Genomic DNA, 14,290 nt, shown 5'->3' with positions numbered 1-14,290 from the left:
GTAACCCTTAAATTTGAACAAATTTAAACATTATGCTACAAGTTGGAGACCAATTACCGGAATTTGAAGGAATCAATCAAGATGGAAAAGTCATAAAATCATCTAAACTAGTCGGAAAGAAACTGATTGTATTCTTTTATCCTCAAGCAAATACTCCGACCTGTACGGTGGAAGCCTGTAACCTCAGCGACAATTATTCGAAGCTGAAAAAGGCGGGATTTCAACTATTAGGCGTAAGCGCCGATTCCGTAAAGAAGCAGAAAAACTTCCACAATAAGTTTGCGTTCCCTTATGATCTGATTGCTGATGAAAACCGTGATTTGGTAGAAAAATTCGGGGTTTGGCAACAGAAAACCACTTTCGGAAAAACGTATATGGGAATTGTGAGAACGACTTTTATTTTTGATGAAAACGGGATCTGTACGAGAGTGATTGAGAAAGTAACGTCTAAAACTGCTGCTGAGCAGATTCTGGAAGGATAGCTTTTTAACGCAAAGCTCTGATGTAACTGTTGTATTATTTTAAGTTAGCAGTGGAGGCAAACATTTGTCGAATAAGAGATCGCTTCCTAAATCAACCTTATTGATTGAAAATGAGATTCTTCGCTTTGCTCAGAATGACAGACAACAAATACTTTATTCTGTTTCGTAGTACAACAGTTCTTCCGTTTCACCAGGAAGTGTGACATATTTTTGAAATTTTAATCCTAACCTTTCAATTAATTTTTGGGAAGAAAAGTTGTCTTTTGAGGTGATCGCTGAAATTTTCTTCAAACCATAATCATCCATTCCGATAGATTTGACCTTTACAGCCCCTTCGTACGCATATCCTTTCCCTTCAAAACCTTCCAGCATGGAGAAGCCTATGTCTACCACATCAAGACCTTCTCTTTCGAAGATTCCTACCCCGCCAATCTTTTCATTCCCTTCTTTGGTGATCATGATATAATTTCCATAGCCCAGCTTTTCAAACTGCGGAAGGAATTTGTTTCTGATATAGTTCTCAGCATCAAAAATGGTTTTAATATTGCGATCCCCGATATATTTAATGAACTTCGGGCTGTTGTAAAGCTCGAATATAAAAGCTGAATCCTCTACAGTCATGGGGCGGATAAGCAGTCTTTCTGTTTCGTAAAAGCTATTTTCGTTTGGTTGATCCGGTTGATTTTTTAGGCTCATCTTTAGGTTCTTCTTTTTTTTCAAGCTTTAAAAGCCGTGGGTTATTTTTACATTTTTTATTGTAAAGCTCAATATAGGTCCCATTATCTTTTACATTGGTAATTGTTCCGGTAGCTTTACTTACCGTTAAAGTATAATGGTTTTTCTGATAGGGGCATTCTGTTGAAGTCAGCTTTCCCAGATCCAGGTAATAATTGGATTGGTCTTCATAATAATTTCCTGCTACATCTTCAAACTCTTCATCCACCATATAGCCTTCTATCGTTGCTGCAATGGCTGCTTCTTCCGCATTATCAATACTTCCTATAAAGCTTTTAAGAGTGGTTAAATCGGTTACATAATCCATCTTTCCTGCCGATGAATAGGCAATATAATAGAAGCTGTCTTCTTCAGGGAAAATATCAAAGCCGGAAAATTGCGGAGTATAAGATTTCTTCGTTCCTGAAATTTTGATTTCCTGGTCTTTTCCATAGCTGTTATGCACCAACACCCAAAAATCTACCCTGTTATTAGGAATCATCCTTTGCAGAATCCCCGGAATGCTGGTAAATTTTTTCTTGCTTTGAGAATACATCCATATTCCTGAAAGCAAAAAGGCAAATAATATGATTTTGGATGTTATCTTTTTCATAGCTCAAATCCCGGCAGAAAGTATGCCAATCGTTTTACATGAACTTTTCTCCTTTTTTGAAGTTTTTCAGGTCCAGAACATAGTCTTTGATCAGCTGATCATGATCTCTCGGACAGATCAGCAATACTTTTTCCGTGTCTACAACAATATAATCTTTCAGGCCGTCTATAACAACTGCTTTATTGTTGTTTTTGACATGAATGATGTTGCCTTTCGTATTATACGTTAAAATATGCTTTTGTTTTACGGCATTTCTATTCTCGTCTTTTTCAGTATTTTCATACACCGACGTCCATGTTCCCAAGTCGCTCCATCCCAGATCCGAAGGAATCACATATACATTCTTCGCTTTTTCCAGAATCCCGTTATCAATGGAAATCTTCTGTACTTTCGGATAAATGGTTTCAATGCAGCTGTTTTCATTTTCAGAATTGTATTCGCAGGCCATAAAATGCTGCGTCATTTCAGGAAGGAAAGCTTCAAAAGCATGATGAATGGCTTTCACGTTCCATATAAATATTCCCGCATTCCAAAGGAAATCTCCACTTTCCAGGAAGCTTTGGGCAATTTCTAAAATGGGTTTTTCCGTAAAGGTCTTTACTTTAAAATATTCTGATCCTTTCTTTTCTACAAACTGGATATATCCATATCCCGTATCCGGCCTCGTAGGAGTGATTCCCAGAGTCACAAGATATTCGTTCTTAGAAGCCAGATCAAAAGCCAGCTCCATTTTTTCCAGGAAAACATCTTCTTTAAGGATCAGATGATCCGCCGGCAAAACGATCATCGTAGCATCAGGATTGATCTCTGCAATTTTATTCGCCATGTACAGATTACAGGCAGCCGTATTTTTGATCATGGGCTCTCCCACAATATTCTGCTCCGGAATTTCCGGCAATTGCTGATGAGAAAGGCCTACATATTCTTTATTGGTAATAACGAATATATTTTCGTTAGGAATGATCTTGCTGATTCTGTCGTAAGTCTGCTGAATCATGGTACGCCCAACTCCTAAAATATCCTGAAATTGCTTTGGAAATTTCTGTGTACTCAGCGGCCAGAACCTGCTTCCGATTCCCCCTGCCATAATAACACAGTATTTATCTGATTTTGACATACTTAAGTGCATTTTTCTACCCTTGCCAAAGGTTTGAAAGAATATTTTCTTCCAGTAGCCAGGTTCTTACAAAGATAGTTCTTTTTAATCAGACCTTCTAATAAATACTTTTCTCTGCGGTATATAAAATATTCTCCTTTTTCTAATTCCTGAATAAACTGAAGCTTATCATCCTGTTTCTCAATATGAAAATATTTCACAAGTTCCGGGCTCGACATGAAATTGGCCTTTGGAGATTTTGAAAATTTCACAATAATGGGCTTCAAATCGTCTTCATAGACTTCAATACTCTGCAAAAGCATCTGCCTGAAAGTTTCCTTCCATTCCTGCCCGTGAGGAGAAATCTTTCTTCCGTACTTCTCGAACGCAATAAGATGAGCCAGCTCATGAGTCAGCACAAAGAAGAAAAGCTGTGGAGCCAGTGTGGAATTAATAGTTATTTCATGGGAATTATCCGGAAGTTTTCTGTAATCTCCCAGTTTGGAATCCCTGTTCCTTGTAATTTTTATATGAATATAGTAATCTGAAAACCAGATTTTTAAATATTGAAGCGTATGTAGGGGTAAATATTTTTCTAAGGCTTGGATAGACATTTTACAAACTTAATGGAATTCCTGCATAGAAATTCAACAATTTAAGACTGAAAAGATAATTAAATTTCGCCTGTGCCACAGAACCTTGTGCATTTGCATAATTGTTTCTTGCCACATTCACGTCATAGATCGTAGATCTTCCCGCAGCATAGCTTTTATCAGCAAAGTCCAGCGCTAATTTCGTACTCTTCGCTGTTTCTACTGCTGACAAATAGGTTTCATAATTCGCATCCACATCAAACTGGGCTTTCTGAACATTTTGCCTTACCGTCTGCTTCTGCTGTTCCAGCGTGTTTTTAGCAATATTTTCATTGATTTTTGATTGCTCTACCTGCAATTTGGTAATTCCTTTATTGAAAATAGGAACATTGATGGATACTCCTACCTGCTGTCCGAAATTATCTTTATACTGCTGGAAGAAAGACGGATCATTCACCAGGTTACCGAACTGATCGTAACTTTTATTTAATAAGTTGTTATAGAAGCTTCCAATTCCTGCACTTGCCGTTATGGTAGGCCAAAATGCTGTTTTTGACACTTCTGTCTGTGCTTCCGCCGCTCTGATTCTGCTTTCTGCCGCTTTAACCTGTGGTTGTGTTTCGTAAGCTGTATTTAAAACCTCATCAACGGATTTTAATTGGGCTTCCAACTGATCCGGAACGTTCACGTCTTCTACATCAAAGCCTTTATAATCCTGCAACTGTAAAAGCTGAGCCAAAGCAAACAAACTCCTTCCTACATTGATTTCAGCGGTTTTAAGGTTTTGTTTTTCCCTTGCCAATCCTGCTTCTGCTTCTGCAAGAACGGTTTGTGCGGTAGTTCCTACTTTAGTAGTTATTTTGGCTCTGTCATATTGTTTTTGTGCATTTTCTACTGCACTCTGAGAAATTTTTACAATTTCTTTATTTAAAAGTGTCGTTAAATATTGTTGGGCAATCTGTAGGGAAATGTCGTTTTTAATCGTTTCCACATCATACTGGCTCGCTTCCACATCATACTGAACTTTTCTGATGTTTTTCTCTAATCTTCCATTATTATACAGTAAAATATCTGCTCCCAGATTAGCACTATTGCTGAATCTGTCGTTCCTCAAACTTCCCGTTCCGAAGGATGTTTGCCCGAAACTCACATTATTGCTCATGTTTCCGGATACGGAAGGCAGATATTCTTTTCTTGCCATTTTAAGATTCGTATCCTGCACCTGTTTTGAATATTCATTTTGGATAACCTGAAGATTATGTTTTACAGCATAATCCACACATTCTCTTAAGGACCATTTTTTCTGGGCGTTGACACCCAAACAAGCTAATCCAAAAACGATGATCCAAACTTTTTTCATATTAATTAATCTTTAGTGATATTAGACGAACCAAATATAAAAAAGTTACAGTTCTAAAAAATTAATATTTTATTTAAAAAACTTTTGAGAATTTTGCAGCATGACTAATGAACAATATCAACAAGCCGTAGAATGGCTTTTTGTGCAGGCCCCCAATTACCAGATCGATGGGCAAAAAGCATATAAGCCGGGGTTGGATAATATCACCAGGCTGTGTAATTTCTTTGGCAATCCGCAGGAAAAGATACAATGTATCCATATCGGAGGAACCAACGGAAAAGGATCTACCAGCAATATGCTGGCTTCGGTGCTCCAGGAATCGGGTTATAAAGTTGGTTTATATAACTCGCCTCATCTTATTGATTTTACGGAACGTATCAAAGTAAACGGCAGCAACTGCGATAAGGAATTCGTTTTTAATTTTATCCAGAAACTTAAAAATCTTCCGGCAGACATCCGTCCTTCCTTCTTTGAATTCACCACCATTATGGCTTTTGAATATTTTTACCAGCAACAGGTTGATTTTGCCATTATTGAAGTCGGTTTAGGGGGAAGACTTGATTCCACCAATATCATTAAGCCTTTGGTTTCCGCCATTACGAATGTTCAGCTGGATCATCAGAACATTTTAGGAAATACCATTGAAGAAATTGCGGGAGAAAAAGCAGGAATCATTAAAAACAATACTCCTATCATTTCCGGAGATGAGAGTGAAGCTGTTAAAAATATCATCAAAGAAAAAGCAGATCAGGAAAATGCCCCGTTTATTGATGCAAGTTTATTGAAAACAGACTTACGATCAGATCTAAAAGGAAATTACCAGGAAAAAAATATCCGCGTAGCTGTTGCTTTGGTTGATGAATTAAGAAAGCTTGACATCACAATTTCAGATCATGATCTGGAAAAAGGCTTATTACATGTTCACAACAACACCCATTTCATCGGACGGTGGTTTGAGTTTTCAAATGATCCATTGACGATTTGTGACACCGCACACAATCAGGCGGGGCTGGAACAGGTTTTTGCCCAGCTGAATTCCATCAACAAGCATAAACATGTCATCTTAGGGTTTGTGAATGACAAAAAAATAGATGAAGTCATGAGCTTATTGCCTGAAAATTCCGATTTTTATTTTGCCAAACCAGCCATCAACAGAGGAAGAGACCCAAAAGAATATGAAGATCTCCTGCAAAAAGCAAAAATAAATTATACAATTTCGGATTCCGTACAGGATGCTTATCTTTCTGCAAAACAACTATGTACAACGGATGAAATGATTTTCATCGGCGGCAGCAACTTTGTTGTCGGAGAATTTTTAGAAAAAAATTTGGAGATTTCCAGATAAGTCGTATATTTGCACCACTCTAAACGAGAAAACAAGTATAGAGGGTTCTTAGCTCAGTTGGTTCAGAGCATCTGGTTTACACCCAGAGGGTCGGGGGTTCGAATCCCTCAGGACCCACAGAAAAGGAAACGAAACCTTTCAAAAAAATTCGGGTTCTTAGCTCAGTTGGTTCAGAGCATCTGGTTTACACCCAGAGGGTCGGGGGTTCGAATCCCTCAGGACCCACAGAAAAACCGCAACATTCTGTTGTGGTTTTTTTTATTCATATATTTTCTACATGTATATTCAATAAAAAACTTCCCTTTTTTAAAGAGAAGTTTAGAAAGATCGTCGTTGTTAAAGATGAAAATAGAATGGATTGATTTCACTTTAAAAATAATAAACTTTTCATTATTGAAATTATGACTGTGATCATAAAAGAAAAACCACAACAAATTGTCGTGGTTCTAATATATTAGCGTGAATTGCTATTTCTTATATTGTCCGGGTGCATAATGTTTTGCCGATTTGGCTCCCGTTACTTTTTTTACCTGTCCCGGAGGAAGCCCATGATTTCCGTTAGGTTTCAAAGGAGCACAAGAGGCTACAAACAATCCAATCAGAGCTATTGCTCCTATTTTTTTCATTAATTTCATAATCGTATTTTTAATATGCTTATTAAAATATTATGCCAATTTAAATTTAACTCTCTTTTTCATGCAGGTTAACCTTATCTATAACCTTCTGAATATTAAGCTCTTCAAGACATGCCCAATCTCCTCTATAACATTCTTTATCACCAAATACTGAACACGGCCTGCAACTTAGATCTTTTACCTGTACCACATTATCCTCACTTTGTCCGAACCCCAGAAAACCCGCATAAGGATGAGTGGATCCCCAGATAGAGACACATTTTGTTCCCATAAGACTCGCCAAATGCATATTCGCAGAATCCATAGAGATCATTAGTTCCAGCTCTGAGATTTTCTCGAGTTCTTCTGTGAGGCTTAATTTACCTGCCAGACTCTTGGTATTGGGAATTTCTTTTTCCCATTGTTCTAAGGTCTCGGTTTCCTTTTTTCCGCCACCGAAAAAGTATAATGTCTGTTTTTGTGCTAAAATACGGGCTAATTCGTAAGATTTTTCCAAAGGAAGCATTTTACCCTTATGCTGGGCAAAGGGTGCGAAACCTATTCCTGATTTTTGTTTTGAGCCTGGTTTTAACTGATGAGAAAGTTTCACTTCAAACCCCATTTCACGAAAAACATCTGCATAACGTTCCACTGTTGTCTTCAACTGTACTTTATCCAAGTTCCAGATATCCGTTAATCTTTCTTTTTCCTCCTTGCCTTTATCTATTTTATAAACCTTTAGTCCCTTTCTTCTGCAAATTTTATCTAAAATCTTTGTCCGGATTACATCATGCAGATTGGCAATCATATCCGGGTGGAATTCGTTTAAAAGCTCATTGGCAAGTCTGTTCAATCCAAAGAAACCTTTATAATCATCCAGGTTTACGCCTTTGAATATAACGTTCGGAATATCAGAGAATAGGCTTTCAAAATTTTTCCTTGAAACCATGACGATTTCCACCTCCGGATTTTGTTCCAGGAATTCCCGGAAAACCGGTGCTGTCATCGCAACATCACCAAAAGCTGAAAAGCGATATGCTAATATCCTGGTCACGACTTAAGTTGATAGGCGACTGCGTAAAATTTGATCTGTTTGGTCATAGCCATTAAACCATTGGCTCTGGATGGGGAAAGAAATTCCTGTAACCCGATCTCTGAAATAAAATCAAAATCCGAATCTAAAATTTCCTGTGTAGTATGTCCACTGTAAATACTTACCAGTAAAGAAACGATTCCTTTCGGCAGAATCCCGTCAGAATCTGCATTGAAAAACAATTTACCATCTTTGAACTCAGCGTCGATCCAAACTTTACTTTGGCAGCCTTTGATCAGGTTTTCTTCTGTTTTTTTATCTTCAGGAAGCCCTTTCAACTCTTTTCCAAGATCGATAATATATTCATACTTCTGCTCCCAGTCTTCAAGAAAGGCAAATTCGTCGATAATTTCCTGCTGTTTCTCCTTAATGGTCATGTTAACAATTTCTTTATGCAAAGATAACCAATTTGTAAAGAATATTATGATGATGCTTTTTCAAAAACATCCAATAGTTTTGCCTCTTCATTTTCCCAACAATACACTTCTGCTGCTTTCTCCAATTCGTCTTGATAATTCTTTCTGCTTCTGTATAATACGAAACGGATGGCTTCAGCAATATTTTCCGGCTGATGATCCTCTATCACTTCCCCAATATCAAATTGATTCTTAATGTTCTGCATTTCGGGAAGAGGGGCTAAAACCAACGGAACTCTCGCCTGAATATAATCCAGAACTTTATTAGGTAGAGAATATAAATAACTTTCACCTCCATTTTCTTCAAGACTTAATCCTACATCTGCGATGATCGTTATTTTTCTTAAATCTTCAGGCTTTAATTTTCCTAAGAATTGTACTTTGTTTTGAAGGCCTTCCTCCAATACCAAATTTTCATATTCTTTCTTCTTCGGACCATCTCCTGCAATCTTTAAAACAGCATTATTAAGATAATGCATAGCCAGAATAGCCTTATCAATTCCGCGAAAAGGATTGATTGCTCCCTGATATAAAACTACTTTGGGAATATTCTCCGGAATTTCTATAAGGAAATCTGTTTTTCGAGGTGCATTTTGTACAACAACAGGTTGTATTCCATATTTTTTTTGAAACCATTGGGCGTAGCTTCCGCTTGCCGTTATCATGAATTTTAACCTAGGAATTACTTTTTTTTCAAGATACCGCCATATTTTTTGTGACATTTTGCCCTGAATGGCAGGCATTTCGGAAAATATTTCATGACTGTCAAAAACCAACGGAATGTTTAGCTTTTTGGAAATAAGATAGTTGGGCAGCAATACATCTACATCATTGGCATGGAGAATTGTATCCTGATCTGCTTTTCTTTTCAATTCATGATATAGTTTCCAATTGAATTCAAAATAAGCAGTTTTTAGACTTTTGGAGAGTAATGTAATTCTGGAAAAAGGATAAGGACGTTCCATTTTTTCTGCTCCACTCCAGTTATTTCCTATCAATTCAATCTCATACCCGTTTTCATACAATGTCTTACAGGCCTTCTCAATCCGCTGATCAGTATACAGGTTGCTGAAAGCGGAGGTAATGATTTTTTTCCGTTTCATCACTTTTTCTTTCCTGCCATCAAATGATACACCTGTACGAAGCAAAGTAAAGCATTGGGAATGATCACCGGCCAAAGCATTCCACTGAAAATGCCATAAATAACAAAACAGATACAGCCAATCATATTCACGATCCGGATTTTTCTTAAATTTTTTAAGGCAAAACTCAGAACAATAAAAAAAGAAGCGGCATATCCTATATATGTAGCAATTTCGGGGCTCATGCAATTTTTTTAAAGGGAAACAAACTTAGTCATTTTCAATAAGATAATAAAATTTTTTATGACATAAAGTCATTAATTGATTTTTGGTAAAATATTTGTAATTTAGATAATGAATAGAGATGATTTTATCTTTATTCTAATTGAGATATATTATGGATTATAAGTTTTCACAAGGTTTGAGCCAAGTGTTCAAACAGAGCAAGAATGAAGCGAAAAGGCTGAAAAGTGAATTTCTTAATACAGAACACCTTCTTTTAGGTATTATAAAAACGGAAAACTCTGCAAAAGAAATCCTTCAAAACCTTAATGCGGATTTAACACAAATCAGAAGAAAAATTGAAACTTTAAATACAGCAAGTCTAAATCCTATTTCTGAAGAGGTTACCAATATTTCTTTCACTAAGATGGCGGATCACGCCGTTAAACGTGCAGAGTTAGAATGCCGACAATATAAAAGCAATGAAATTAATACCGTTCACCTGCTTTTAGGTATTCTTTATAAATATGAAGATCCTACTTCGAATATTCTGGGAGCTTATGATATTGACTATGAGGGAGTTTCAAGAGAATATCAGACGATGCTTAAAAATTCCGGACAAGCACCACAAATGAGTGCGTATGATGACGATGAAGAAAGAGAGGAATTTGAGCAGATGAGAAAGCCGACAGGAAATTTAGGTTCTGCAAAAAGCAAAACGCCTACATTGGATAATTTTGGTAGAGACCTTACTTCTTTGGCAAGAGACGGGAAATTGGATCCTGTGATCGGACGTGAAAAGGAAATCGAAAGAGTTTCCCAGATCTTATCGCGTAGAAAGAAAAACAATCCTCTTCTTATCGGAGAGCCGGGAGTTGGTAAATCTGCGATCGCCGAAGGTCTGGCTTTAAGAATTCAGCAGAAAAAGGTTTCAAGAGTGCTTTACGGTAAAAGAGTGATCACACTGGATCTGGCGAGTTTAGTAGCCGGAACCAAATACCGTGGTCAGTTTGAGGAAAGAATGAAGGCGATCATGACTGAGCTGGAGAAAAACAGGGATGTGATCTTATTCATTGATGAGCTTCACACAATTGTAGGGGCGGGAAGTTCTACAGGAAGCTTAGATGCCTCCAATATGTTCAAACCAGCTTTGGCAAGAGGTGAAATTCAATGCATCGGAGCAACGACTCTGGATGAGTACCGTCAATACATTGAAAAAGACGGAGCTTTGGAAAGGAGATTCCAGAAAGTAATGGTGGAACCGACTTCTATTGATGAAACCATCCAGATTCTGAATCAGATCAAGGATAAGTATGAAGAGCACCACAATGTAATTTATACTCCTGAAGCCATTGCAGCGTGTGTCAATTTGACATCAAGATATATTACAGACCGTTTCTTACCGGATAAGGCCATCGATGCGATGGATGAAGCAGGTTCCCGTGTTTATATTAAAAACATGAAAGTTCCTACGGAGATCATTGAATTCGAAAAGAAAATCGAAGACATCAAGGAACTGAAACAAAAAGCTGTAAAAGCGCAGGATTATCTTGAAGCAAGAAAGCTGAAAGATGAGGAAGAACGCCTTCAGATGGAGCTTAATGCTGCTCAGGAACAGTGGGATAAAAATGTAAAAGAGAAAAAAGAAACCGTAACGGAAGAGAATGTAGCGGAGGTGGTTTCCATGATGAGTGGTGTTCCTGTAACTAAAGTTGGTAAAAATGAGCTGGATAAATTAGCTCAGATGGACGATAAGCTGAACGGAAAAGTGATCGGGCAGGAAGATGCTGTGAAGAAAGTGGTTAAGGCTATCCAAAGAAACAGAGCCGGCCTTAAAGATCCAAACCGTCCAATCGGTACGTTTATCTTCTTAGGAACAACCGGAGTTGGTAAAACAGAGCTTGCGAAAGTAATGGCAAGAGAGCTCTTCGATTCTGATGAAGCTTTGATCAGAATTGACATGAGTGAATACATGGAGAAATTTGCGGTTTCAAGATTGGTGGGTGCGCCTCCGGGGTACGTAGGATACGAAGAAGGGGGACAATTGACTGAAGCGGTAAGAAGAAAACCTTATGCTGTAGTTCTTTTGGATGAGATTGAAAAAGCTCACCCGGATGTATTCAATATCTTGCTACAGATCCTGGATGAAGGCCATGTTACCGATAGTTTAGGCAGAAAAATCGATTTCAGAAATACAATTATCATCCTGACCTCCAATATCGGAACAAGAGATCTTAAAGATTTCGGAGATGGTGTAGGTTTCGGTACCTCAGCGAAGAAGTCAAGTTCAGATACTAGAGCAAGAAGTACCATTGAAAATGCCCTTAAAAAAGCATTTGCTCCTGAGTTCTTAAACAGAATTGATGATATTATTATCTTCAACTCTCTTGAGCAGACAGACATCAAGAAAATCATTGATCTTGAGCTGAATAAGCTTTACAACAGACTTGAAAAATTAGGATATAAAGTTGAATTAACTGAAGAAGCGAAAGACTTTATTTCCGAAAAAGGTTGGGATAAAGATTTCGGAGCAAGACCATTGAAACGAGCGATCCAGAAGTATATTGAAGATTTATTAGCCGAAATGCTGGTAAACAAGCAATTATCTGAAGGAGAAACGGTAGTCTTGGATCTTAATGAACCGAAAGATGCTTTGATCGGGAAAACACAGAAACCGAAGAAGGCTGAAAAGTCTCAACAGTAAAATAATTTAAAATATCAATATAAAAAAGCATCGGGAATCCGATGCTTTTTTTGCTTAAAACACAATCATATTTTATTTTTTTTATCTTTACCACAATAATCACCACGTATTGATAAAATATGAAATCAAAAAATTTACTTTTTATCTTATTTTCACCTTTTTTATTTTCTCAATCTTTTAACTATGAAAGAAGTTGGGGAACTTATTTTGGAGGTAACACGACATGGATCAAGACGATTTATGAAAAAAGTTCTTCAGACCTTTTTGTAGATGCAGTCTCTTCATACCCTACTTCTACAGCGCAGGTTCCTGAAAGCTATTACAATCAGTTTGTGCTTTCCAGCAGCCATTTTTTCACTCCCGGAACATTATTTTCAGAAAATAATTTCGGCGGGAATTTTTCTGCGACCGGAAGCTTATTGATGGCAGAATATACTCCATACAAAAATTCGTATTCCAATAAGAGTTTTCCTGCCTTTAGAGATGTATCTGGAAATAGATACGATATAGAATCCAACCTTATACAATTTCCTGCATTACCCAATGGAACATGGAATTCTACTCAAATAACTTCCGATGATTCCATCCTTTCAAAATATGATTCCGCTGGAAATTTAGTCTGGAAGACCTATGTTCCCGAGAATTCAGATTCCAAATTCTTTATTAAAACGGATGCCTCAGGCAATATATACATCGCAGGAACCACAAAATGGCAGAATTTAGGAGATCCCGGTACTTACGAACCTGCATTTACGCTGGTTCCTTCAACCAACGGATCACCGACTTCCAATTCTTATCTGGTAAAACTTAATTCGCAGGGTCAAAAAATATGGGCGACTTATATTCCTACCAAAACTATTGCAGATATTGATCTGTTTGGCAACAATGTGTACATTGCTGCAGGTGATGATGTTAACAGCTCTACAGCGGCCTTATCTACAGCCGGTACTTTTCAGCAGGCTAAAGCCATTAACTCTATCATTAAAATAAACGGAAATTCCGGCGAGAGAATCTGGGGAACTTATTATGGCTCCCCTACCAATTTAAGCCACGGAACGATTAGAAATATAAAAGTTACTTCGACAGGAATCTATATTTTGGGGACCACTACAACTCCAGGTTCTTATTACGGGGAGGAAGGTGCATTTAAAGCAAGCACTACAGAAGGTTGGGATCTATTTATTACAAAATTTGATGACCTTGGCGCGAGAGACTGGACAACTTATTTAGGAACTTCCGGCATTGAAATGATCCTGGAAAGCTCTCATAATATCGATGTAAAAGACGATAAGATTATCGTTTCCGGAAGTACCTTCGGAAATCAGAATATTGCGACTCATGGTACTTTTCAGGATGTGAAACCAAGCAGCAGTAATATTCTGGACATCTTTTTCTCTATGTTCAATACGTCCGGCTCACATCTATTTACTTCTTATTATGGAGGGCCTATTTCTGTAAGCAGTACTAATGCTAATTATCTGCCTGTAATTAACTGTCAATTCTCTGCCAATTCCAATGCTTTTTATCTGTATGGAACAACTTCTTCACCTACGGGTTATGCGACTGCCAACGCTCATCAACAAAACATTATATTACCCTCCGGAACAGCCGAAGGCTCTATTGGTTATATTGCTAAATTCAGCCCTGTTTCCTTATCTGTTTCCGATATTCATCTTTCGGAAAGTCTCCAGTTATTTAATAATCCAAACAATGGTTCCTTTACCATAAAAGGCAAAATACTGGAAACAGATGCACATTTAATCACGATTACAGACACAACGGGAAGGCTTATTTATTCAAAGAAAATAGAAAAAAAGCCTGAAGAAGCATTTGATCTTACCGATAAGCTTGTTAATGGCAATTATATTCTATCTGTAAGCACAATCAATAAAAATGTTCTAAAAAGCTTTAAACTGAACATAAAAAAATAAAAAAGCGGCGAGTTTCACTCGCCGC

Annotated in this window: 14 protein-coding genes and 2 tRNA genes; 6 read left to right on the top strand and 10 right to left on the bottom strand. The window is 37.5% G+C overall.

Annotation, left to right across the window (positions count from 1 at the left end; genetic code table 11):
- The first annotated feature begins 32 nt into the window (after positions 1–32).
- On the top strand, positions 33–482 hold the full coding sequence (gene bcp, locus ACGHIN_RS00655) for a thioredoxin-dependent thiol peroxidase (protein WP_390450084.1): 450 nt from the start codon (positions 33–35) through the stop codon (positions 480–482).
- 153 nt (positions 483–635) lie between these two features.
- Here the strand turns inward: bcp and ACGHIN_RS00650 are convergent, their stop codons facing one another.
- From ACGHIN_RS00650 to ACGHIN_RS00630, 5 genes are read right to left on the bottom strand one after another with little or no spacing between them, the layout of a single operon-like run.
- The gene (locus tag ACGHIN_RS00650) at positions 636–1,178 is read right to left on the bottom strand and encodes a GNAT family N-acetyltransferase (protein WP_390450083.1); all 543 of its coding nucleotides are present in this window, start codon (positions 1,176–1,178) and stop codon (positions 636–638) included.
- A complete protein-coding gene (locus ACGHIN_RS00645) occupies positions 1,138–1,809 on the bottom strand; it encodes a hypothetical protein (protein WP_390450082.1) in 672 nt (223 codons plus the stop codon). The genes ACGHIN_RS00650 and ACGHIN_RS00645 overlap by 41 nt, the downstream gene beginning before the upstream one ends.
- A gap of 34 nt (positions 1,810–1,843) precedes the next feature.
- Complete coding sequence (locus ACGHIN_RS00640) at positions 1,844–2,926, bottom strand: mannose-1-phosphate guanylyltransferase (protein ID WP_390450081.1); 1,083 nt, start codon at positions 2,924–2,926, stop codon at positions 1,844–1,846.
- 2 nt (positions 2,927–2,928) lie between these two features.
- A complete protein-coding gene (locus ACGHIN_RS00635) occupies positions 2,929–3,519 on the bottom strand; it encodes a SprT-like domain-containing protein (protein ID WP_390450080.1) in 591 nt (196 codons plus the stop codon).
- A 1-nt stretch (position 3,520) separates the two neighbouring features.
- The gene (locus ACGHIN_RS00630; protein ID WP_390450079.1) at positions 3,521–4,858 is read right to left on the bottom strand and encodes a TolC family protein; all 1,338 of its coding nucleotides are present in this window, start codon (positions 4,856–4,858) and stop codon (positions 3,521–3,523) included.
- Positions 4,859–4,958: 100 nt separating this feature from the next.
- Between ACGHIN_RS00630 and ACGHIN_RS00625 the strand changes: the two genes are divergently transcribed.
- The 3 genes from ACGHIN_RS00625 to ACGHIN_RS00615 all read left to right on the top strand — a co-directional run bounded on the left by ACGHIN_RS00625 (position 4,959) and on the right by ACGHIN_RS00615 (position 6,428).
- Positions 4,959–6,203, top strand: a complete 1,245-nt coding sequence (locus ACGHIN_RS00625; protein WP_390450078.1) for a bifunctional folylpolyglutamate synthase/dihydrofolate synthase — start codon at positions 4,959–4,961, stop codon at positions 6,201–6,203.
- A gap of 42 nt (positions 6,204–6,245) precedes the next feature.
- Positions 6,246–6,320, top strand: a tRNA-Val gene (locus tag ACGHIN_RS00620).
- Positions 6,321–6,353: 33 nt separating this feature from the next.
- A tRNA-Val gene (locus ACGHIN_RS00615) sits at positions 6,354–6,428 on the top strand.
- Positions 6,429–6,670: 242 nt separating this feature from the next.
- Here the strand turns inward: ACGHIN_RS00615 and ACGHIN_RS00610 are convergent.
- Genes ACGHIN_RS00610 through ACGHIN_RS00590 form a run of 5 tightly spaced genes read right to left on the bottom strand, consistent with a single transcriptional unit; the run spans position 6,671 to position 9,653 of the window.
- Complete coding sequence (locus tag ACGHIN_RS00610; protein ID WP_390450077.1) at positions 6,671–6,838, bottom strand: hypothetical protein; 168 nt, start codon at positions 6,836–6,838, stop codon at positions 6,671–6,673.
- Between the two features lie 46 nt (positions 6,839–6,884).
- Entirely contained in the window at positions 6,885–7,871 is a 987-nt protein-coding gene (locus ACGHIN_RS00605; RefSeq protein WP_390450076.1) for a glycosyltransferase family 9 protein, read from the bottom strand.
- Positions 7,868–8,287 carry a SufE family protein gene (locus ACGHIN_RS00600; protein WP_390450445.1) on the bottom strand — a complete coding sequence of 140 codons (420 nt, stop codon included), beginning with the start codon at positions 8,285–8,287 and terminating at the stop codon, positions 7,868–7,870. Before ACGHIN_RS00600 ends, ACGHIN_RS00605 begins: the two co-directional genes overlap by 4 nt.
- A 44-nt stretch (positions 8,288–8,331) precedes the next feature.
- Positions 8,332–9,429 carry a glycosyltransferase family 4 protein gene (locus ACGHIN_RS00595; RefSeq protein ID WP_390450075.1) on the bottom strand — a complete coding sequence of 366 codons (1,098 nt, stop codon included), beginning with the start codon at positions 9,427–9,429 and terminating at the stop codon, positions 8,332–8,334.
- A complete protein-coding gene (locus ACGHIN_RS00590; protein WP_390450074.1) occupies positions 9,429–9,653 on the bottom strand; it encodes a uroporphyrinogen decarboxylase in 225 nt (74 codons plus the stop codon). Before ACGHIN_RS00590 ends, ACGHIN_RS00595 begins: the two co-directional genes overlap by 1 nt.
- Before the next feature lie 152 nt (positions 9,654–9,805).
- On the opposite strand from ACGHIN_RS00590, the gene ACGHIN_RS00585 reads away from it, so the two are divergent.
- Together ACGHIN_RS00585 and ACGHIN_RS00580 are read left to right on the top strand one after the other, a co-directional pair.
- Positions 9,806–12,334 carry an ATP-dependent Clp protease ATP-binding subunit gene (locus ACGHIN_RS00585; protein ID WP_390450073.1) on the top strand — a complete coding sequence of 843 codons (2,529 nt, stop codon included), beginning with the start codon at positions 9,806–9,808 and terminating at the stop codon, positions 12,332–12,334.
- 119 nt (positions 12,335–12,453) lie between these two features.
- Positions 12,454–14,265 (top strand): T9SS type A sorting domain-containing protein, encoded by a 1,812-nt coding sequence (locus ACGHIN_RS00580; RefSeq protein ID WP_390450072.1) that lies wholly within the window; start codon positions 12,454–12,456, stop codon positions 14,263–14,265.
- The last annotated feature ends 25 nt before the right edge of the window (positions 14,266–14,290 follow it).

This window comes from Chryseobacterium barbadense, from assembly GCF_042849955.1.
GTDB lineage: Bacteria > Bacteroidota > Bacteroidia > Flavobacteriales > Weeksellaceae > Chryseobacterium.
This window is presented reverse-complemented; position numbering and strand designations above follow the sequence as displayed.